At 51.2% G+C, this 21,883-nt stretch carries 22 protein-coding genes; 11 read left to right on the plus strand and 11 right to left on the minus strand.

Features of this window, described 5'->3' with window-relative positions; all coding sequences use genetic code 11:
* The first annotated feature begins 9 nt into the window (after positions 1-9).
* Both G9C99_RS08540 and deoD read left to right on the plus strand, forming a co-directional pair.
* Positions 10-1,989, plus strand: coding sequence for a protein meaA (locus G9C99_RS08540; protein ID WP_166417024.1), 1,980 nt, complete (start codon positions 10-12; stop codon positions 1,987-1,989).
* 74 nt (positions 1,990-2,063) lie between these two features.
* A complete protein-coding gene (gene deoD, locus G9C99_RS08545; protein ID WP_166417026.1) occupies positions 2,064-2,768 on the plus strand; it encodes a purine-nucleoside phosphorylase in 705 nt (234 codons plus the stop codon).
* 283 nt (positions 2,769-3,051) lie between these two features.
* On the opposite strand, the gene G9C99_RS08550 is transcribed toward deoD, so the two are convergent.
* The 9 genes from G9C99_RS08550 to G9C99_RS08590 form a co-directional block, all read right to left on the minus strand.
* On the minus strand, positions 3,052-3,831 hold the full coding sequence (locus tag G9C99_RS08550) for a succinate dehydrogenase iron-sulfur subunit (RefSeq protein WP_166417028.1): 780 nt from the start codon (positions 3,829-3,831) through the stop codon (positions 3,052-3,054).
* Between the two features lie 9 nt (positions 3,832-3,840).
* Positions 3,841-4,161 (minus strand): hypothetical protein, encoded by a 321-nt coding sequence (locus G9C99_RS08555; protein ID WP_166417029.1) that lies wholly within the window; start codon positions 4,159-4,161, stop codon positions 3,841-3,843.
* Positions 4,161-5,966: a succinate dehydrogenase flavoprotein subunit gene (sdhA, locus tag G9C99_RS08560; protein WP_166417030.1), complete on the minus strand. Its 1,806-nt coding sequence runs from the start codon at positions 5,964-5,966 to the stop codon at positions 4,161-4,163. The genes G9C99_RS08555 and sdhA overlap by 1 nt, the downstream gene beginning before the upstream one ends.
* A gap of 12 nt (positions 5,967-5,978) precedes the next feature.
* Positions 5,979-6,350, minus strand: a complete 372-nt coding sequence (sdhD, locus tag G9C99_RS08565; protein WP_166417031.1) for a succinate dehydrogenase, hydrophobic membrane anchor protein — start codon at positions 6,348-6,350, stop codon at positions 5,979-5,981.
* A gap of 10 nt (positions 6,351-6,360) precedes the next feature.
* Positions 6,361-6,744, minus strand: a complete 384-nt coding sequence (gene sdhC / locus G9C99_RS08570) for a succinate dehydrogenase, cytochrome b556 subunit (RefSeq protein ID WP_166417032.1) — start codon at positions 6,742-6,744, stop codon at positions 6,361-6,363.
* A 230-nt stretch (positions 6,745-6,974) separates the two neighbouring features.
* On the minus strand, positions 6,975-8,003 hold the full coding sequence (locus tag G9C99_RS08575) for a MaoC family dehydratase (protein WP_166417033.1): 1,029 nt from the start codon (positions 8,001-8,003) through the stop codon (positions 6,975-6,977).
* Entirely contained in the window at positions 8,003-8,206 is a 204-nt protein-coding gene (locus G9C99_RS08580; protein WP_166417034.1) for a DUF1737 domain-containing protein, read from the minus strand. Before G9C99_RS08580 ends, G9C99_RS08575 begins: the two co-directional genes overlap by 1 nt.
* Positions 8,203-8,760: an NnrU family protein gene (locus G9C99_RS08585; RefSeq protein WP_166417036.1), complete on the minus strand. Its 558-nt coding sequence runs from the start codon at positions 8,758-8,760 to the stop codon at positions 8,203-8,205. The genes G9C99_RS08580 and G9C99_RS08585 overlap by 4 nt, the downstream gene beginning before the upstream one ends.
* 7 nt (positions 8,761-8,767) lie before the next feature.
* Positions 8,768-9,625 carry an HpcH/HpaI aldolase/citrate lyase family protein gene (locus G9C99_RS08590; protein WP_166417037.1) on the minus strand — a complete coding sequence of 286 codons (858 nt, stop codon included), beginning with the start codon at positions 9,623-9,625 and terminating at the stop codon, positions 8,768-8,770.
* 192 nt (positions 9,626-9,817) lie between these two features.
* Here G9C99_RS08590 and G9C99_RS08595 point away from each other — a divergent pair, with 192 nt between their 5' ends.
* Positions 9,818-10,135 (plus strand): hypothetical protein, encoded by a 318-nt coding sequence (locus tag G9C99_RS08595; protein WP_166417038.1) that lies wholly within the window; start codon positions 9,818-9,820, stop codon positions 10,133-10,135.
* Here the strand turns inward: G9C99_RS08595 and G9C99_RS08600 are convergent.
* On the minus strand, positions 10,132-10,887 hold the full coding sequence (locus G9C99_RS08600; protein WP_166417040.1) for a sulfite exporter TauE/SafE family protein: 756 nt from the start codon (positions 10,885-10,887) through the stop codon (positions 10,132-10,134). The genes G9C99_RS08595 and G9C99_RS08600 overlap by 4 nt on opposite strands.
* 155 nt (positions 10,888-11,042) lie before the next feature.
* On the opposite strand from G9C99_RS08600, the gene mdh reads away from it, so the two are divergent.
* Positions 11,043-12,005: a malate dehydrogenase gene (mdh, locus tag G9C99_RS08605; RefSeq protein WP_166417131.1), complete on the plus strand. Its 963-nt coding sequence runs from the start codon at positions 11,043-11,045 to the stop codon at positions 12,003-12,005.
* 48 nt (positions 12,006-12,053) lie between these two features.
* On the opposite strand, the gene G9C99_RS08610 is transcribed toward mdh, so the two are convergent.
* On the minus strand, positions 12,054-13,088 hold the full coding sequence (locus G9C99_RS08610; RefSeq protein WP_166417042.1) for a glycosyltransferase family 2 protein: 1,035 nt from the start codon (positions 13,086-13,088) through the stop codon (positions 12,054-12,056).
* 221 nt (positions 13,089-13,309) lie between these two features.
* Between G9C99_RS08610 and sucC the strand changes: the two genes are divergently transcribed.
* The 7 genes from sucC to odhB are packed head-to-tail and all read left to right on the plus strand — an operon-like array spanning position 13,310 to position 21,877.
* Positions 13,310-14,503 (plus strand): ADP-forming succinate--CoA ligase subunit beta, encoded by a 1,194-nt coding sequence (gene sucC, locus G9C99_RS08615; RefSeq protein ID WP_166417043.1) that lies wholly within the window; start codon positions 13,310-13,312, stop codon positions 14,501-14,503.
* Entirely contained in the window at positions 14,500-15,039 is a 540-nt protein-coding gene (locus tag G9C99_RS08620; protein WP_166417045.1) for a hypothetical protein, read from the plus strand. Before sucC ends, G9C99_RS08620 begins: the two co-directional genes overlap by 4 nt.
* 56 nt (positions 15,040-15,095) lie before the next feature.
* Positions 15,096-15,977 (plus strand): succinate--CoA ligase subunit alpha, encoded by an 882-nt coding sequence (gene sucD, locus G9C99_RS08625; protein WP_166417046.1) that lies wholly within the window; start codon positions 15,096-15,098, stop codon positions 15,975-15,977.
* A 5-nt stretch (positions 15,978-15,982) separates the two neighbouring features.
* Entirely contained in the window at positions 15,983-16,738 is a 756-nt protein-coding gene (locus G9C99_RS08630) for a hypothetical protein (RefSeq protein ID WP_166417047.1), read from the plus strand.
* Positions 16,738-17,358 carry a hypothetical protein gene (locus G9C99_RS08635; protein ID WP_166417048.1) on the plus strand — a complete coding sequence of 207 codons (621 nt, stop codon included), beginning with the start codon at positions 16,738-16,740 and terminating at the stop codon, positions 17,356-17,358. Before G9C99_RS08630 ends, G9C99_RS08635 begins: the two co-directional genes overlap by 1 nt.
* A gap of 29 nt (positions 17,359-17,387) precedes the next feature.
* Positions 17,388-20,345 carry a 2-oxoglutarate dehydrogenase E1 component gene (locus G9C99_RS08640; protein ID WP_166417050.1) on the plus strand — a complete coding sequence of 986 codons (2,958 nt, stop codon included), beginning with the start codon at positions 17,388-17,390 and terminating at the stop codon, positions 20,343-20,345.
* A gap of 5 nt (positions 20,346-20,350) precedes the next feature.
* Positions 20,351-21,877 carry a 2-oxoglutarate dehydrogenase complex dihydrolipoyllysine-residue succinyltransferase gene (gene odhB, locus G9C99_RS08645; protein ID WP_166417051.1) on the plus strand — a complete coding sequence of 509 codons (1,527 nt, stop codon included), beginning with the start codon at positions 20,351-20,353 and terminating at the stop codon, positions 21,875-21,877.
* Positions 21,878-21,883: the final 6 nt, after the last annotated feature.

The following is a 21,883-nucleotide window of genomic DNA, read 5'->3' on the forward strand; positions in this document are numbered from 1 at the left end:
GAGGCCCCCATGACCAATGCGCCAGACACACGCACAACTGATCGGCCTTGGCTCTTTAGAACCTATGCAGGACATTCAACCGCTTCGGCATCAAATGCTTTGTACAGAAATAACCTATCAAAGGGGCAAACTGGGCTTTCGGTCGCCTTCGACCTCCCGACACAAACTGGGTATGATTCCGATCATAAACTGGCCCGCGGCGAAGTCGGCAAAGTTGGGGTTCCTATTGCACACCTTGGCGACATGCGTGCGCTTTTTGCAGATATCCCACTGGAAAAAATGAACACATCGATGACAATCAATGCCACTGCGCCTTGGTTACTTGCCTTGTATATTGCAGCTGCGGAAGAGCAAGGTGCCGATGTGTCCCAACTGCAAGGGACAGTTCAGAACGATATTATAAAAGAATACCTCTCGCGCGGCACTTATGTATGCCCGCCAAAGCCGTCGCTGCGAATGATTACGGATGTGGCGGCCTATACTCGCGAATTCCTTCCAAAGTGGAATCCGATGAACGTCTGTTCCTATCACCTGCAAGAGGCGGGCGCGACACCAGAGGAAGAGTTGGCGTTTGCCTTGGCAACAGCCACCGCAGTTTTGGACGATCTTAAAGATAAAGTCCCCGCCGAACACTTCCCGGCAATGGTTGGGCGTATTTCGTTCTTTGTGAATGCCGGCATTCGCTTTGTGACTGAGATGTGCAAAATGCGCGCTTTTGTCGAGCTCTGGGATGAAATCTGCCGAACACGCTATAATGTAGAGGATCCAAAATTCCGCCGTTTCCGTTATGGTGTTCAGGTCAACTCGCTTGGCCTCACTGAACAGCAGCCAGAAAATAACGTATACCGCATCCTGATCGAAATGCTGGCAGTCACACTGTCCAAAAACGCCCGCGCCCGCGCCGTGCAGTTGCCCGCGTGGAACGAAGCGCTTGGCCTGCCGCGCCCTTGGGATCAGCAATGGTCTTTGCGTATGCAGCAAATTTTGGCATATGAAACAGACCTGTTGGAATATGACGATTTGTTCGATGGTAATCCAGCCGTTGATCGGAAGGTAGAAGCGCTCAAAGAAGGCGCGCGCGCGGAATTGGCAACTATCGACAGCATGGGCGGCGCAGTCGCTGCGATTGAATATATGAAATCCCGATTGGTAGATTCGAATTCCGCCCGTATCGGACGCATCGAAGACCGCGAAACCACTGTTGTTGGCGTAAACCGCTGGACAGAAGCAGCCCCAAGCCCCCTAACCGCAGGTGATGGCGCAATTATGGAAGCAGACCCAGACGCCGAAGCTGACCAAATCGCGAGATTAAATGCTTGGAAAGAAGCGCGCGATGACACCGCAGTTCAATCTGCGCTTGATGCTCTTCGCGCGGCTGCACGCTCTGGTGAAAACCTCATGCCCGCGTCTATCAACGCCGCAAAGGCTGGTGCAACGACCGGAGAGTGGGGTGATGTCGTACGCTCCGTTTTCGGTCAATATCGTGCCCCAACAGGTGTGAGCAAAAATCAATCAAACCGCACCGAAGGGTTGGATGAAATCCGCGCACAAGTCGATGCCGTAAGCGATAAATTGGGGCGCAAGTTAAAATTTCTCGTAGGTAAACCCGGGCTCGATGGTCATTCAAACGGTGCCGAACAAATCGCAGCCCGCGCACGTGATTGCGGTATGGATATCAGCTATGAAGGCATCCGCCTGACGCCGGAGGAAATCGTCGCTGCCGCCATTGAAGAAAAAGCGCACGTTGTTGGCCTTTCGATCCTTTCGGGTTCACATATTCCTTTGCTCGAAGAACTTATGCAACGCATGGAAGAAGCCGGGCTTAGCGATGTGCCAGTTGTTGCCGGAGGCATCATTCCAGAAGAAGATGCAGCGCGTCTACGCGCCCTGGGCGTTGCCAAAGTTTACACACCCAAGGATTTTGAACTCAACAAAATTATGTTTGATCTCGTCGCATTGGTTGACCCACAGCACATCGCAGCGGAATAGTCCAAGGGCGGAGTCACCTTGCACTCCGCCATCAAACCGGACATGTTTGACCAAATGATCAAACGGAGTCCTCAATGACCATCCATATTGGTGCGAAACCCGGCGATATTGCTGAAACCGTTCTACTGCCCGGCGACCCTTATCGCGCAAAATGGGCCGCACAGACCTTCCTTCAAGACGCACGCCTCGTGAATGAAGTCCGCGGCATGCTCGGCTATACGGGCACATACAAAGGCCATCCGGTAACCATTCACGGATCAGGTATGGGAATGCCCAGTCTATCCATTTACGTAAATGAATTGATCCGCGACTATGACGTCAAAACACTGATACGAATTGGCTCTGCAGGCGGCATGCAGCCACATGTTGGCCTCAGAGACATTGTTTTAGCTCAAACTGCATCATCAATTTCAACACCTTCCCTCGGAATATTTAAGGAGTTCAACTTCGCACCATGCGCCGATTTCGGACTTCTACAAAGCGCTCACGCTGCAGCCATTAAAAAGGGAACGACACCCCATGTTGGCGGGATTTATTCTGCGGATGTCTTCTACGATGAGCGTCCAGACTTAAATGAACAAATGGTGCGCCACGGCATTCTAGGTGTCGAGATGGAAGCTGCGGAGCTTTACAATCTGGCCGCGCGCTACAATCGGCGGGCACTTGCAGTTCTTACAATCAGTGACCATCTAGCTACCGGCGACTCGCTTCCGTCGGAAGAGCGCGAAAAAAGCTTTGGTGATATGGTAGAAATCGCGTTAGAAGCTGCCTTCACCTAACCACAAACACCAGCAGCTTGGCCTATATGGCCAGGCGAATACAGCAAAAGCCCCTCAGGGGGCTTTTTCATTTTAGGTCAGTGTTTTTTAAACAGTGCTTTGGCTGGTCGTATGTGGTTGTCTGAGCTCCGCAAGCGCCACAACGGTAAGAGCTTCCGTGTCGACGCCATCGACAATCGCGAGATAAAGTACTCCCCCTTCTTGCCCAGTAAAATCCGGCAAAGAGAAGTACTATCAAAAGAGGCGCAAATATGAGCATTCACGCCCCAGTTCTCAAAACCACTTAGAGTGAACGCTCGACCATCATTTTTTTGATTGAGCCAATAGCTTTCGCTGGGTTCAATCCTTTCGGGCAGGTCTTAGTACAATTCATGATGGTGTGACAACGGTAGAGCTTGAAAGGATCTTCAAGTTCATCCAAACGCTCACCTGTCGCTTCATCGCGACTATCAATGATCCAGCGATATGCGTGTAGCAACGCTGCCGGTCCAAGGTAACGATCCCCATTCCACCAATAGCTTGGGCACGACGTTGAACAGGACGCACACATTACGCATTCATAAAGACCATCGAGCTTTTTACGATCTTCAATCGTCTGTTTCCATTCCTTAGCAGGACGGTTTGTTTTTGTCTCTAGCCACGGCATGATTGAGGCGTGTTGCGCGTAAAAATGGGTTAGATCTGGGATCAAGTCTTTGACCACAGGCATGTGGGGCAACGGGTAGATTTTAACGTCACCTTTGATTTCATCCATGCCATAAATACAGGCCAATGTGTTGATCCCGTCGATATTCATCGCACAAGACCCACAAATCCCTTCGCGGCAAGAACGTCGAAACGTCAGCGTCGGATCAATTTCATTCTTGATCTTAATCAACGCATCCAAAACCATTGGGCCGCAGGTATCCATGTCCAGAAAATAGGTATCGACCGAAGGGTTTTTACCGTCTTCTTCATTCCAGCGATAAATCTGAAACTTGCGAACATTTGTGGCGCCTGATGGCTTCGGCCATGTTTTCCCGGTTGTGATACGGGAATTTTTTGGGAGTGCCAGTTCTACCATGTCTCTCTCCTATGCCAGCAGCGCGGGCAAGCCGCTCACCGCTAAACATTCCAGTGCTTGGGGTCTGGAAATGATATTTGTAACGATCTCAACCGTCGAAGCCGTCGGTCCGGTGATGCTGTTTGACGCAAGGCCCCGAAGTTCGTTGCGATTGGCATTATCGATCACGCAATCAACAGCCGGCCCAACAGGCACACCCGGAAGCTGCTCCTGCACCACCGGTGTAACGGCAGATTTAGCGGCACGGCGCGCGAGATCGTCTTGCTGCTGCGAAGTACACGCCGCAAGCAAGCCGATCCCTGTCATGAAAGCAACATTTCTGAAAAGCATCAGAATGTCCTCGCTTTGGGTGCGATTTTTTTCAGGCTGATCCCGCCTTCATCTTCGGTCGTTAGCGGGTCAACGACAACAGGACGGTGCGACAGCTCAACCTTATTGCCATCCACACGGCTAATCGTGTGTACACGCCAGTTTTTGTCATCACGCTCTGAGAAATCTTCGTGCGCATGTGCGCCACGGCTTTCTTTGCGCGCTTCGGCACCGTGAATGGTCGCGAGCGCATTGGGCATCAAATTGGTCAGCTCAAGCGTTTCCATCAAATCTGAATTCCAGATCAATGTGCGATCCGTCACTTTGAGATCATCCAGTTTCGCAGCGATGTCCGTCATCTTTTCGACGCCTTCGGCCATGGTTTTACCTGTCCGGAACACAGCAGCGTCTGCTTGCATGGTTTTTTGCATTTCCAAGCGCAGTTCAGCAGTTGGAACGCCTCCCGTAGCATGGCGCAAGTTGTCAAACCTATCAAAGGCTGCGTCTACAGATGCCTGATTGAGCACTGGGTTCGCCGCGTCAGCGTCAACCACCTTACCCGCACGAATTGCGGCAGCTCGACCAAAGACAACGAGGTCGATCAAAGAATTCGACCCAAGGCGGTTTGCACCATGCACCGAAGCGCAACCAGCCTCACCCACAGCCATCAAACCCGGAACGACTGCGTTTGAATCCTCAGCAGTGGGGTTCATCACCTCACCCCAATAATTCGTCGGGATACCGCCCATATTGTAGTGCACAGTTGGGATAACCGGAATTGGCTCCTTGGTCACGTCAACGCCCGCAAAAATCTTTGCCGATTCTGAAATACCCGGGAGTCGTTCTGCCAAGGCTTCGGCCGGCAGGTGGCTTAGGTTCAGGTGGATATGATCCCCCTCCGCGCCAACACCGCGGCCCTCGCGAATTTCCATAGTCATGGAACGCGACACATAATCGCGTGGTGCCAGGTCTTTATATTGAGGCGCATAACGCTCCATGAACCGTTCACCTTCGGAGTTGGTCAGATATCCGCCCTCGCCTCGTGCACCTTCGGTAATCAAGCAACCAGAACCGTAGATGCCGGTGGGGTGGAACTGAACGAATTCCATGTCCTGCAGAGCCAAGCCAGCACGAGCGACCATGCCGCCACCATCACCTGTACAGGTATGGGCAGAAGTTGCAGAGAAATACGCACGACCATATCCGCCGGTGGCTAGAACGACCATCTTAGCGTTAAAGACATGCATCGTGCCGTCGTCGAGCTTCCAGCAAACAACGCCCTGGCACTGGCCATCCTCTGACATGATCAGGTCGATCGCGAAATATTCGACATAGAATTCCGCGTTGTTCTTTAGGGACTGTCCATAAAGCGTATGCAAAATCGCGTGGCCGGTTCTATCAGCCGCCGCACAAGTCCGTTGAACCGCAGGCCCTTCGCCAAATTCGGTGGTGTGGCCACCAAACGGGCGTTGATAAATTTTGCCTTCTTCGGTGCGCGAGAAAGGCACACCGTAATGTTCCAGTTCATACACCGCTTTGGGGGCTTCGCGTGCGAGGTATTCCATCGCATCTGTATCCCCGAGCCAGTCAGAACCTTTAACAGTGTCATACATGTGCCACTGCCAATGGTCTGGACCCATATTCGACAAAGACGCGGCAATGCCACCCTGCGCCGCTACAGTGTGCGAACGCGTTGGGAAAACTTTGGTCACACAGGCTGTTTTTAGCCCCTGCTCTGCCATGCCAAGCGTTGCACGCAGACCTGCGCCGCCCGCACCAACAACCACAACATCATAGTCGTGGGTTTCATATTCATATGCAGCCATATTGGAAGCTCCTTACAGCGCGAGACGAGCGATAGCGAAAAGCCCGGTCGCAGCCAGACCGTAGGCAATGCAGGTGAAAGCAATGATGCAAATCTTTTTTGCAAGCCCATGCACGTAGTCTTCGATGACGACTTGCATGCCATGACGGAAATGAACCATCGACACAACGAGGGTCAGCGCAGCAATGATTGCTGGAAATGGGCGCGCATAATAGGCGAGCACTTCTTCATAAGATGAACCCAGAATGCATCCAAAGGTGAAGATAAACAAAGGAACCAATATCGCCAAGGCAACAGCGCTGATGGTTTGTCTCCAAAAGCTCTCAGTTCCAGTTTTAGAGGCTCCTAAGCCAACGGCGCGTTTGCGATCTGTGAGAAATGCCATGTTATGCCCCTTACAGAATGATCACGGTGAGGACTGTCAGAACGACAGACCCAATAATAACACCCCAAGCGAGTTTTTGCGCTGTTTCCAACTCGAACCCGCGGCCAGTGTCCCAATAGAGGTGACGCAAACCAGAACAGAAGTGATACCAGACGGCCCACAGGGCAGCTGTCAGAACCAAATCGCCGAACCAAGATGTCAGCAACCCATTCACACAGTCAAAGTAATCTGGACCAGATGCCGCCGCCAGCAACCACCACACCACCAACAACACCGCCCCTAAGAGCGAGATACCTGTAAGCCGTGCCAAAATAGAGGTCACGGAGGTATATTGTTTACGGTAGATTGTTAGGTGAGGTGACAGCGGACGATTGCCCCGATTCACGTCAGCCATGGGGTACCCCTTTTCGATTAGGTCTGCCTTTGGATCGCGTTTTTAGTATGAATACTGAAAAAACCTAATAAGTCACGACCCAGAACCATGTGATAATGCGCTTTTTTGGCGCAGCATGTCGATTTTTTCAAATTTGTGATCACATGGCACAAGTGCGTGATCACAAATTAACGAGCTGTAAATATTTGACGCGGAATTACGTCAAATACTGAAAATGAGTCGCTGAGGGACTATTTCGGCATCAAAGCCCAGTAATCCAAATCCAAAAGAACATCGGATAGATATTTCCCATCGTCCCCTTTCAGGGCAAATGCAGAGCCTTTGGTTGCAACCAGACGTAATCGAATTGCGCCAACTCCAGGGGCATTCGTATCAGCTTTGTCTAATACCTCAGACCAAGCCCGAACGGTGTCCCCAGCAAAGCAGGGGTTGGCGTGCGCTCCACCATTTAACCCAACGATCATCTGAGCATTCGCAAGCCCGTTAAACGACAAGGTACGAGCCATCGAAATGACATGCCCGCCATAAATCAGCCGCTTACCATCTGGACGATTGGTCGCGTCAAAATGCACCTTAGCCGTATTCTGCCACAACCTCGTCGCGATCATATGCTCAGCTTGTTCGATGGTAACACCATCCACGTGATCAATTTGTTCTCCAACTTCGTAGTCCCCCCACCGATGGGCCTCACCGGCAAGTTCGAAATCGTAGTTCGTAAAATCCAACCCATTCGGAATAACCAAATCTTCAATGGCAACAGCTTTGGACAATTCAGGAACAACAGTTTCAGGGGCAGATACCTCTAGATCACGTTTGCGCACCATAACCCAGCGCACAAAATCCATTACTGTTTCATCGCACTGATTGACGCCGCGTGATCGAACCCAAACAACACCTGTTTTGCCATTTGAGTTTTGCTTCAGACCAATCACTTCGGATTCTGAACGCAAAGTATCGCCCGGATAAACCGGCAAATGCCAGCGTCCTTCGGCATACCCAAGGTTAGCCACGGCATTCAACGAAATGTCGGGAACAGTTTTACCGAAAACAACATGAAACGCAGCCAAATCATCAATAGGGGACGCCGATAGACCAGATGTGCGTGCAAATTCATCTGATGAGTAAAGCGCATGACGGGCCGGATACATCGCGTGATACAACGCCCGCTCGCCCCCCGAAATTGTGCGCGGCACAGCGTGACGAATGACTTGCCCAATGAAATAATCTTCAAAGAAATGCCCCGCATTGGTTTTAGCCATTACTGCGCCCCCAATTTCATATCCGAACTATACTCGGCATCTGTTTCTTTCACGACAGCCTGCCCACAGCGCATGACACCGTTTGCACCATCGAATGCGTAAGTTGGATCACCATACAGTTCCCAACCTTTGCTGAGAGCCTCAGTGACTTTGTGGCAAAATGCCGATGTGTCATCTTCGCTTAGAAATCGGTAAACTTTCATCCATATGTCCCCAAAAACGGATTGTGTCCTAGCCAGACGTGAACAAAGGCGATCACGATATATAACACCAAGGCGATCACGACGGCTTTCATATCTTTCTTGAAGGGACCCGCGGCGGGAGCCTGCCAAGGTCCTTCGGCCCGATTGATCATCAGCATTTGCGTAAATGCCCAAGCGCCAATGCCACCAAAAAGGATCAACGAAGCAAGGTCTCCATTGACTAGAAGGTGAGCAATTGACCACACGATGGCCGCCATCAGCATTGGATGCCGTATCTTAGAGGCAGTAATACCCTTCGTGCTCCCTGCCCCCATCAAGAACAGTGCCACGATCATTAGAGTGTTGTTAGCATGCCCCATACCCGGCAACGGTTGATACACCGGAATGAAATCAGCGGCCCGATAGCCTATGACCATCAACGCCAAGCCGAGCAAAATGATTATTGCAATCACGCTGCGCCCTTTGTCCCCCAATCCATGACGTACGTTCGGCGCCAAGCGTTTCAAGAAATGCGCGCTGATCCACAGGATCACACCTAGTATAAGAAATGTCATTGCTGCCTCATTCGGTTGCGAGTGCGGCAATCGCCTCTGACTTAGCCAAAGTTTGCCGCGCGGTCACAATATGCAGATTCTCAACGATTTTGCCATCCACAACCGCAACACCCTCTCCATTCGCGCGTGCCGTTTCAAAGGCCACAATTTGCCTCCGAGCGAGCTCCAATTCTTCGTCTGAAGGCGCGAATGCTGCATTCGCTGTTGCCAGTTGTGCCGGATGGATAAGCGTTTTGCCGTCAAACCCCATATCCCGACCCTGCTCGCACTCGGCCAATAAACCTGCGTCGTCTTTGAAGGCATTATAGACACCGTCAATCGCAACCACATCGTGCGCCCGTGCAGCCAAAAGGCATAACTGCAGAGACATCAACAATGGTTGGCGATCTGGCGTATACCGTGTGGTCAGCTCCTTTGCTAAATCATTGGTCCCGATTACAAAACCTTTAACCCGCGGATGTGCCGCTATTTCAGAGGCATTCAAAATTCCCATCGGGGTTTCGATCATTGCCCAGACATCTAATTTCCCGGTAATTTCTACCAACGCATCAATATCCGCAGACGAATTCACCTTAGGAAGCAAAACTGCATCAGGTTTCATTTGTCTTGCGGCCTCGGCGTCGCCCTTACCCCATGGCGTATCCAGCCCATTTATCCGAACAATACGTGCGCGCCCGCCATAACTACCGCACAACAGCGTTGCGCTAAGAAGATTACGGGCATTTTCCTTTTCTTCGACCGCGACTGCATCCTCAAGATCGAAAATGATCGCGTCTACCGGCAGGGCTTTTGCTTTTTCAAGCGCACGTTCTTTTGATGCCGGAATGTAGAGCACAGATCGAAAGGGGCGCGCATGAGATGTCATTTTTGTCTCCGTAATATTGTTGCGCAAGGGAGCACATCAACGCACCAAATGGCAAGTCAAAAAATGCCGCAACGCAGCGAAAATCACTGTCGAACGGTCAATTAACCGGTTTTTTGCATCAAAGGCGCAAACTTATCCACAGAAACCGATGCAAAATTAATTCGGGCAACGTTAAACAAAAGGAGCAAATCGATGAAAAAACAAATTCTCATGCTGACCTTTGCAGTTGGCGCAATCTTTATCGCCACCCAACAGGCCTTTGCCCAAGATCCACGCAATTGTGCGCCGCGCAATGTGATTCTTGAACGGCTTGCCGATAACTATGGTGAAACCCGTCAATCCATTGGATTGGGCCGAAACAACGCAGTTATTGAGGTATTTGCCTCTACAGAGACAGGAACTTGGACCATCACTGTGACGCTGCCGAATGGCATGACATGTATGATCGCAGCTGGGCAAGCCTTTGAAACATTGGCAGAGGTTTTACCCGAAGAAACACATGATGCTTAAGTTAACGAATCATAAATCAACTTGGCTCCAGTAATGATCAAAAATACATACGTTAAGGCGAAGAATAAACGTTCAGGTAACGCGCGGTGACACTTCACGCCTAACCAAACGCCAAACACTGCAACCGGAGCCAATATTAGGCCAGCCAAAAATGTATGGTAAGAAAAAATACCAAGTGCGGCATAAGGTATAAATTTCAAAAGGTTGATCGCCCAAAAAACAATAACCGTTGTCGCTTGAAATCCGGTTTTTGTTAAACCACGCGACAAAAGATAAACGGCAGCAGGTGGCCCGCCAGCATGGCTGATAAAACTGGTAAACCCAGCGACAGCCCCTGCAATCCATCCTGCAGATCGCGGCAACAAGCGTTCAGATTTTCGTATCCACCCTAACGCTTTAACACCCTGAAACCCAACAAAACCCACAGCGATTACACCGATCAAAAAACGGAATACGTCCGGGTCCGCGAACGAATATAGTAACGTTCCAATAAGAATGCCCGGCACCGAGCCAACAATAAGCGCCAATGCGCTTTCATTATCCCATTGCCGCCAATACGGGCGCAACGCCGTGACATCCATAAGCATCAGCAAAGGCAACATGAGCCCGATTGCTGCGCCCGGATCGAGAATCAGCGCCAACAGTGGAGTCGCAGCAAAGGCTGCCCCAGAGCCAAATCCACCTTTGGAAAGCCCGGCAAAAATGACGGCAGGGACTGCTAAGGCAAAAAAGGTTATGCTAAATTCAATCACTGAAAACCCCTTAAAAACGACATAAATCAAGCATGAAGCGAACCGTTCCCATGTCATTTTTACGCGATATGGCCGATTGCCGCATCGCGGCAGGCTTGCGCAATACGTCGCAAATGGCTACCCCAGTTGCGAATTTAAAGCATGAGGACCTAACCATGGCCAGACCCAAAATCGCACTTATCGGTTCCGGGCAGATCGGCGGCACGCTCGCTCATCTTGCTGCAATGAAGGAATTAGGCGACGTTGTTCTTTTCGATATCGCAGACGGCGTACCACAAGGTAAAGCACTTGATATCGCCCAATCTGGCCCGTCTGAGGGTTTTGATGCAGCCATGTCAGGCGCAACAGATTACGCCGATATCGCTGGATCAGATGTTATCATCGTAACCGCCGGCGTTCCACGTAAACCCGGCATGAGCCGTGACGATTTGCTGGGTATTAACCTGAAAGTCATGAAATCCGTCGGCGAAGGCATCGCTGCCAACGCACCAGACGCATTTGTGATCTGCATCACCAACCCGCTTGACGCAATGGTATGGGCATTACGCGAATTCTCTGGCCTACCTCACAACAAAGTTTGCGGCATGGCTGGTGTACTCGACTCGGCACGTTACCGTCATTTCTTGTCCGAAGAATTCAACGTTTCCATGCGCGACGTAACAGCCTTTGTTTTGGGCGGTCACGGCGACACAATGGTTCCGCTTGAGCGGTATTCAACCGTTGGCGGCATTCCTCTGCCAGACCTTGTTGAAATGGGTTGGACAACACAAGAAAAAATGGATTCCATCATTCAACGCACCCGTGATGGCGGCGCTGAAATCGTTGGTCTACTGAAAACAGGTTCTGCGTATTACGCGCCTGCGACCTCAGCAATCGAGATGGCTGAAGCATACCTCAAAGATCAAAAACGCCTACTGCCATGTGCAGCATATGTTGACGGCGCGCTGGGTCTGGAAGGAATGTATGTTGGCGTTCCGACCATCATCGGTGCCGGCGGCATTGAACGTATTGTAGACATCAAACTAAATGCTGCAGAGCAAGAAATGTTTGATAAATCGGTTGATGCGGTCAAAGGTTTGGTTGATGCTTGCAAAGGCATCGACGCAACGCTTGCCTAAGCGAACTGCATCAAAAGCACATGAAGGCCGGGGTTTCCCGGCCTTTTTTTATACCCAATCGTCCATTTGACTGATCAGATATTGATATTCTTTCACGCGTGGCATCAATAGTGCGTCGAATGCCTCGACCGACAAATCCACAACTTCATCTGGAAACCATGTTGCGATCGCCGACGCAGGATTAAGGCGAACATCGGCCAAATGCCCCCTCGTCCGTAAAAACTCAACATTTTCCTGCGAAATGGCATTCACCTCATCATGTAACGCACGCAGGGCATCCAAATCATCGTACAAATCCGCCACCAAAGCGACCTGCGCTAAGCGTTTTCCACCAACCATTTGCTTAGCATCAGCTGTTCCGGCTGCCGCGTATCGCAAAAGTTTGGCCGCCCAGTGCAGCGGGGACAACCCGTCAAAATGCAGGATAATGCCACACCCCGCATGGCGAAACGGTGGAATATTGCGACTGGTCATCGGACCAATCCGAGGGGCGTGCAACCCCACTGACATTTCATGCCCGGTCTTACACATCGCCTTTCCTGCTTTGTGGCCGGAAAACGCCCCTTCGCGCAGTGGATGTTCAAACAAAGTATCATATTCTACGTCAGGATTTTCAGGATCTGGAGGAAATTTAAACACGCCGTCAAAAATACTGCCGATGTCATCCTTTGCTACGAAAGCACGCTCAACATTTAAAAACTTTATCCACAATTGTTGGTTCTGAAGCGATTTCACCTGTTTTTCCAAAGACCATTCCAAATGCAAAAATTCATCTGCATCCAAGTGAAACAGCCAATCCACGGAACAATTTTCGTAAGCGCGAGTCGCATTGATCGTTTGCCTGCGTGTTTGACGCGACGGCCGTTTTCCAAAGACCTCTGCCCAATATGCCGCATCGCACACCGTCACCTTAATTTGTGGGACACGTTCCAAAATAGGCGCTACCGGATCGTCGACATCATCCAAATACACATGAATTTCTTCCGCGCCCATAGCTAGATGATGGGCCATAAATGCCAAAACCAAAGGCTTTGGTTCGCTGATCGTCGCAACAATTCCCCAGCGCAAGCGTTCAGCTTTCATTCATCTTTTCCTCTCAAATTCTGGGTAAAGTAACAGGGTGCGAATCTTTTCCAAGCGGATTTATTGGCGTCACCGAAGGATTTTGTGATCACAACAAATAATCGTGTGATCACAAATATGCAAAATTCACAAAATAACGTCCTTTTTTCAGAAAAAAGCATTTCTTTAACGATTCCTGTCGTCTTTACTACCCTAGAACAGTAGCAACATGGGACAGCTTCATGAACATTCATGAATACCAAGCGAAGGCACTTCTTCGCAGCTACGGCGCACCAGTTTCCGATGGTCGCGTCGTATTGAAAGCAGAAGACGCAAAAACCGCTGCGGGTGAGATGGATGGCCCATTGTGGGTTGTCAAAGCCCAAATTCATGCAGGCGGACGCGGCAAAGGATCTTTCAAAGAAGCAGATGCAGGTGACAAAGGCGGCGTTCGTCTCACTAAATCTGTGGAAGAAGCCGCCGAAGAAGCCAAGAAAATGCTCGGCCGCACATTGGTCACGCACCAGACTGGCCCGGCTGGTAAGCAAGTAAACCGCATCTACATCGAAGACGGTTCAGGCATTGAAACCGAAATGTACCTCGCGCTGTTGGTCGATCGCCAAACAAGCCGCGTGTCTTTCGTTTGCTCGACCGAAGGCGGGATGGATATCGAAGAAGTGGCTGCGGCCACCCCTGAAAAAATCCTATCTTTCTCTGTTGATCCGGCGTCAGGCTATCAGGCCTTCCACGGCCGCCGTATTGCGTTTGCTTTGGGGCTGACAGGTCAACAGGTCAAACAATGCGTTAAACTGATGGGCCTGCTTTACACTGCCTTCATGGAAAAAGACATGGAGATGCTGGAAATCAACCCTCTGATCGTAACCGACAGCGGTGATCTCAAAGTTCTGGATGCCAAGGTCAGCTTTGACGGCAACGCGCTGTATCGCCATGCAGATATTGCGGAACTGCGCGACGAAACTGAAGAGGACCCGAATGAGCTGGAAGCCAGCAAATACGACCTCAACTACATTACACTTGATGGCGAAATCGGATGTATGGTGAATGGTGCAGGTCTGGCGATGGCCACGATGGACATCATCAAACTTTACGGTGCAGAGCCTGCGAACTTCCTTGATGTTGGTGGCGGTGCGACCAAAGAAAAAGTAACCGAAGCGTTCAAAATTATCACCTCAGATGCCAAAGTCAAAGGCATCCTCGTGAACATCTTCGGCGGTATCATGCGTTGTGATGTGATCGCAGAGGGCGTCGTCGCTGCCGTGAAAGAGGTCGGCCTAAAAGTTCCGCTCGTTGTGCGCCTTGAAGGCACCAATGTTGAGGCAGGCAAAGAAATCATCAATACTTCCGGGCTTGATGTGATCGCCGCTGACAACCTCAAAGACGGTGCAGAAAAGATCGTGAAGGCGGTTAAAGGATGATGCGCGGTATCGTTAAATCCATCGCTGCTGTCGGCCTCACAGCGGCTTTGGCGGCATGTAACACAAATGAAGTGACTTTATCGCAGCAAGCAGACGGATCGGTCCGGATTGTAGATAGCGAACCTGCAATTGGCGGCGGCCTCAATGCCGTAAACTTTTTTCGTGACGAAGGCCGGACAGTTGCAAGAATTTGTGCAGCGCACGAAGGAAACGATGAAGTTGTCGGGCAAATGCTGGTTGCTGCTGGCTACGTCGAAATCCGCGACCTTTTCAACACATCTTGGGGAAAGCGGAGCGCTTTCAACCTCTTTGCCTCTCCCAAAATGGACCAAGATGATCCATGCAACGTGTCGTTGTTTGGATACACAGGTCGAGAGTTTATGCAAGGTGCTGAAGCGTCCTTGATAGAGCTTGGCTATAGCCCAATCGGTTCATCCCGCTGGTCAAATGGAACGACAAATGTGCGGCTCACGGGGCGCATTGAGACGTCCAGCGCCACAGGAACAAGCAGCACAGTAGTCATAGAACGATATTAGGGAGCGCGCTGTTTAATTCGCGAACCCATTCACCCAATTCACATGGAGAACTCCAAATGGCGGTCCTCATCGACGAAAACACCAAGGTAATCTGTCAGGGCTTTACGGGCTCACAGGGTACCTTTCACTCTGAACAAGCCATCGCGTATGGCACTAAAATGGTTGGCGGTGTCACACCGGGCAAAGGTGGGATGTCCCATCTGAACCTGCCTGTGTTCAACTCCGTTCACGAAGCCAAACACGTGACCGAGGCCAACGCGTCTGTCATCTATGTCCCGCCGCCCTTTGCAGCGGATTCTATCCTAGAGGCAATCGATGCCGAAATGGAACTGATCGTTTGTATCACTGAGGGTATTCCGGTGCTCGACATGATGCGTGTGCAGCGCGCCTTGGACGGTTCAAAATCCAAATTGATCGGCCCCAACTGCCCCGGCGTGATCACCCCTGACGCCTGCAAAATCGGCATTATGCCCGGTCACATTCACAAACGCGGCACCGTGGGTGTTGTCTCTCGTTCCGGTACGCTAACCTATGAGGCAGTGAAACAAACAACGGATGTTGGTCTTGGGCAATCTACCTGCGTTGGCATCGGCGGCGACCCGATCAAAGGCACTGAACATATCGACGTGCTGGAGTGGTTCTTGGCTGACGATGAAACCGAAAGCATCATCATGATTGGTGAAATCGGTGGTTCCGCCGAAGAAGAAGCCGCGCAGTTCCTCGCCGATGAAAAGAAAAAAGGTCGCTGGAAACCTGTTGCAGGCTTTATCGCTGGCCGCACCGCCCCTCCGGGACGCCGCATGGGCCACGCTGGCGCGATTGTTGCTGGTGGCAAAGGCGGCGCAGAAGACAAAATCGAAGCCATGAAATCAGCCGGCATCGTAGTTGCGGAATCCCCTGCAAGCCTCGGCGAAGCTGTGTTGAAAGCAATCGGTTAAACCAAATGCGCTTACGAAACTGCCTTTGTCTTATCTTCCTGTTCACCTCAGAAGTTCACGCTTCTGAGGTCGAAACAGAACAAGCCGAGGCCGCAGCGGCCATCATCGAAACTTGTTTTGAAGAAATGCGTCCGCCGTCTTTCTTTGAGACAACCAAAACATTGGCATCGCTAATATTTGGTACAAATGAATATGATCCCTTTGAGTTACAAAGGACTATGGAAGGTTTAGGAATCGAAGCGATAGAGCCCGCAGAGTTTTCTGAATTCAGCAATGCAATGTTCTTGAGCGGGCGCAGCCCATTTTGGGCTCCGACCCGATATTTGGTGCGTGCTCAAGACATGTATAATGCTACCCAATTATCTAGACTTCGTCAGTATGCGTTGGAAGACCTTGAGCACGAGCTCAACTTTTCAAATGAGCACAAAGAGCGTGACAATGTTCTAGATGTGTGGAGACCCGCGCCTGCCTACTGGGCTGCACACAGAGTACCGGTCACCCTAACGTCCTTCTCCATCATTGGCTCCGAATTGCATGCATGCAACCTCACCGCCCCTAATCACAGTGCCGTTTACGACGCCCTTACAATCACACCTGAAACACCTTGGGTATCTCTTGATCAAAGGGATATATATGCAACCCAGTTTGGTAATCCACTCACCCCTCATACCGAACTTATTGTCATCAGATTGCACCCAGAATTCGCCGATGAACAAGATATCCTTCCACTTCAAATCGTTATAACAACGCGAGGCTTTTAATGACCGATCAAAGCTCATGCGGCCAATTGTTTTCGATATCTTCAGCCATCCTGTGTAGCATTTTCACGCTGCCCGTTTCTGCGCAAGACGTTGCTGGAATAGACAGTTTGATGGACCTCTGCATACCCATTTCAGCGACCGGCGCGTCGATACGTGCCGGTTTGCCAGAAGCGGGATGGACCAAAATTGACAAAGTAGATGCCGCCGAACCGCTCAGAAATCTTGTTGCTTCTCAGATGTGGTTTTTGGAATCCGCATCAACACCCCAGCAGCGCCTCAGCCTGACCAGCGACTATGTAAATGCCTTTTACGCGTCATTGGGAAATTCAACACTTGGCCCAATTTTCACGTTTGACGATCAGGTTGCTATGGTGCTTGCCGATGACGCCAACATTTCCTGTATATGGGCCGGACCCGAAGATGACGCTCTTACCGATCGTATCAATGCGGTTGGGGACTTCCCTGCTGCAGACGGTACCGTGACTGCGGCCCGGACCCAAACTGTCGAAGCAGGTGGCTCCGATTATACCCGCATCGAAACCTATGCCTTTATCGCCGCTGATGAACGTGCAGGTCCTTTGCCATTTGCTGCCCGCCTTGATCGCTCACCTGTTCAATAACCATTGCTTCGCCCACCAAAGGGATCGCCATGACCGACCAACATAACAACGACCAACTCCACGCCTCCAGCTTTATGCAAGGTCATAACGCTGAATATTTGGAACAGCTTTACGCGCGATACGCCAATGACCCCAACGCAGTTGACGAGGCTTGGCAGGTCTTTTTTGCGTCCCTCGGCGATGGCGAAATTGACGTAAAACGCGAAGCCGCTGGCCCCTCTTGGGCACGGATGGACTGGCCCCCTGAACCCAACGATGATTTGACCCAAGCGCTCGATGGTCAATGGGCCCCGGAAGAGGCGAAAGGCGCGGGCGACAAAATCAAAGCCAAAGCCGCTGAAAAAGGCGTCGAAGTTTCGGATGAGCAAATCAAACGCGCCGTGTTAGACAGTATTCGCGCACTAATGTTGATCCGCGCTTATCGGATTCGCGGCCACCTCGCCGCTGATCTTGATCCGCTCAAAATGCGTGATGAAACCATTCGGCCTGAGCTTGATCCAAAAACCTACGGCTTTGCCGAAGCAGACATGGATCGCCCAATTTTCATTGATAACGTGCTTGGTCTTCAGGTTGCGTCAATGCGCCAAATCGTCGACATCGTGAACCGCACCTACTGCGGTACGTTCGCGCTTCAGTACATGCATATTTCCAATCCAGCTGAATCATCATGGCTCAAAGAACGGATCGAAGGATACGGCAAAGAGATCGCATTTACCCGCGAAGGACGTAAAGCGATTTTAAATAGGCTGGTTGAGGCTGAAGGGTTCGAGAAATTCCTGCATGTTAAATACATGGGCACCAAACGCTTTGGTCTTGATGGTGGCGAAAGCCTGATCCCAGCAATGGAACAAATCATCAAACGCGGTGGTGCGCTTGGTGTGCGCGATATCATTATTGGCATGCCACACCGGGGCCGTTTGTCTGTACTGGCGAACGTGATGCAAAAACCCTACCGCGCAATTTTCAACGAATTCCAAGGCGGCAGCTTTAAGCCCGAAGATGTCGATGGTTCCGGAGATGTAAAGTATCACCTTGGCGCGTCATCAGATCGCGAATTTGCAGGGAACTCCGTTCACTTGTCGCTTACCGCGAACCCGTCGCACCTAGAGGCGGTTAATCCTGTTGTGATTGGTAAAGTACGCGCCAAGCAAGAACAATTGGGTGACACAGAGCGCACGCAAGTGATGCCAATTTTGCTGCATGGGGATGCGGCCTTTGCTGGCCAGGGCGTCGTTGCAGAATGTTTTGGTCTATCAGGTCTCGTGGGTCATAAAACCGGTGGCACGATGCATATCGTTGTGAACAACCAAATCGGGTTTACCACAGCGCCCCACTTCAGCCGATCGTCCCCCTACCCCACTGACATTGCCTTGATGGTTGAAGCCCCTATTTTCCATGTGAATGGCGATGATCCTGAGGCCGTGGTTCACGCCGCCCGTGTGGCGACGGAATTCCGTCAGAAATTCCACAAAGATGTGGTTTTGGATATCTTCTGCTATCGCCGCTTTGGGCACAATGAGGGGGATGAACCGATGTTCACCAACCCGCTCATGTATAAAACCATCAAAAAGCAAAAAACCACACTGCAGCTTTATACAGAGCGTTTGGTGCGCGATGGCCTGATCCCCGAAGGCGAAATCGAGGATATGAAAGCGGCTTTCCAAGCACGTATGAACGAAGAGTTCGAAGCTGGAAAAGACTATAAGCCAAACAAAGCCGATTGGCTTGATGGTCGGTGGTCCCACCTTGATCGCAAGGACGAAGATTATCAACGTGGTCAAACCGCCATTTCACCCGACACCTTCGATCAGGTTGCAAGTGCGCTCACGCATGTTCCAGACGGATATCCACTGCATAAAACCGTCGGCCGTATGCTTGACGCTAAGCAAAAAGCACTGGGCGAAGGCAGTGGCATTGATTGGGCAACCGGCGAAGCCTTGGCTTTTGGCTCGCTCTTAACCGAAGGGTTTCCAGTACGCCTATCAGGCCAAGACGCCACACGCGGGACGTTTTCGCATCGCCATTCTGGCCTTGTAAACCAAGACACCGAAGAACGGTATTACCCGCTAAACCACATCAAGGCGGGTCAATCCAAATACGAAGTGATCGATTCAATGCTGTCGGAATATGCAGTTTTGGGTTTTGAATATGGCTACACCTTGGCTGAACCGAATGCACTGACCTTGTGGGAAGCGCAGTTTGGCGACTTCGCAAATGGTGCGCAAATCATGTTTGACCAATTCATCAGCTCTGGCGAAAGCAAATGGCTGCGGATGTCAGGCCTGACTGTATTGCTGCCTCATGGGTTCGAAGGCCAAGGGCCAGAACACTCATCTGCGCGACTAGAACGGTTCTTGCAAATGTGCGGCGGCGACAACTGGATTGTTGCGAACTGCACGACACCAGCCAACTATTTCCACATTCTACGTCGCCAGCTGCATCGGTCTTTCCGTAAACCGCTGATCATGATGACACCAAAATCACTGCTGCGTCATAAAATGGCGGTATCTACGAAAGAAGACTTCACCGATGGTTCATCGTTCCACCGCATTTTGTGGGATGACGCACAAAAGGGGAATTCAGATACCTCATTGCAGGGCGATGACAAAATCAAACGTGTCGTTATGTGTTCTGGCAAAGTGTACTACGATTTGCTTGAAGAACGCGACAATCGGGGCATCGATGATGTCTATCTGATGCGCGTGGAACAATACTATCCGGTTCCTGCCATGTCCTTGGTGAACGAGCTTAGCCGCTTCAAAAATGCTGAAATCGTTTGGTGCCAAGAAGAACCAAAAAACCAAGGGGCCTGGACCTTTATCGAACCCAATATCGAATGGGTCTTGTCGCGCATTTCGGGACATGCCTCCAGTCGACCAATTTATGCCGGGCGTCCTGCCTCTGCGTCGCCCGCTACGGGCCTCGCTTCCCAACACAAAGCACAACAAAAAGCGCTCGTTGATGACGCGCTGACCATCAAAGGGTAATTATCATGAGCACCGAAGTACGTGTCCCAACGCTGGGCGAGAGCGTCACAGAAGCCACCGTCGCAACATGGTTCAAAAAGCCGGGCGACGCCGTCGCTGTGGATGAAATGCTGTGCGAACTCGAAACTGACAAAGTAACGGTAGAAGTCCCTTCCCCTGTTGCGGGGACCTTAGGCGAAATCGTCGCATCTGAGGGCGACACTGTTGGTGTTTCAGCCCTTTTGGCCACCATAGCCGAAGGCGCAGCAAGTGCGACGGCACCTGCCGCCGCTGCATCCCCTGTAGCTGAAACACCCGCCGAAACAGGCGGATCGGTCGATGTTATGGTTCCGACCTTGGGTGAATCCGTAACTGAGGCCACCGTCGCCAGTTGGTTCAAGGCCGTCGGTGACACCGTTGCCCAAGACGAGATGTTGTGTGAATTGGAAACCGATAAGGTTTCTGTCGAAGTTCCCGCTCCAGCGGCGGGTGTGTTGACAGAAATTATCGCAGCTGAGGGTGCAACCGTTGAAGCGGCTGCCAAATTGGCTGTTATTTCCTCTAGTGGGGGCGCGAGCGTTGCAGTTCCTAATAGCAACGACTCGAACAACTCAGACGTTGTTATTTTCCAAGACGGAAAAGACGTTGAAAACGCCCCCTCAGCCAACAAATTGATGGCTGAAGCCGGTCTGACTGCTGGTTCTGTAGCCGGCACTGGTCGTGATGGTCGCGTGATGAAAGAAGACGTACAAAAAGCAATCGCCGCAGGCACAGCTGCCGTTACGACAAGCGGCGCCTCAACCCCAGCACCTGCCGCCGCCGCCCCACGTGCGCCGGTCGCTGCCGGAGACGCAAGTCGTGAAGAACGCGTAAAGATGACGCGTCTGCGTCAGACGATTGCCCGTCGTTTAAAAGAGAGCCAAAACACCGCGGCCATGTTGACCACCTACAATGAGGTCGACATGACCGAAGTGATGGCCCTGCGAAACGAGTACAAAGATCTATTTTTGAAAAAGCATGGCGTGAAGCTCGGCTTTATGTCGTTCTTTACCAAAGCCTGTATCCACGCCTTGAAAGAGGTCCCTGAGGTGAACGCCGAAATCGACGGCACCGATGTTGTTTACAAAAACTACGTCCACATGGGTATTGCTGCGGGCACACCAACAGGCCTAGTTGTTCCTGTCATTCGTGATGCAGATGCGATGTCTTTTGCTGGTATTGAGAAAGCCATTGCGGAAAAAGGCGCGCGCGCGCGCGACGGTAAACTCAGCATGGAAGAGATGCAAGGTGGATCCTTCACCATTTCCAATGGCGGCGTTTACGGATCATTGATGTCTTCGCCCATCTTGAACCCACCACAATCGGGTATTCTGGGCATGCACAAAATCCAAGACCGCCCAATGGCGATCAATGGCCAAGTGGTGATCCGCCCGATGATGTATCTCGCATTGTCATATGACCACCGTATCGTTGACGGCAAAGGGGCTGTTACCTTCCTTGTGCGGGTAAAAGAAGCCCTAGAAGACCCGCGTAGGTTGCTTATGGATTTGTAATCGAAT

The sequence above is a fragment of the Cochlodiniinecator piscidefendens genome, assembly GCF_011326755.1.
GTDB lineage: Bacteria > Pseudomonadota > Alphaproteobacteria > Rhodobacterales > Rhodobacteraceae > Cochlodiniinecator > Cochlodiniinecator piscidefendens.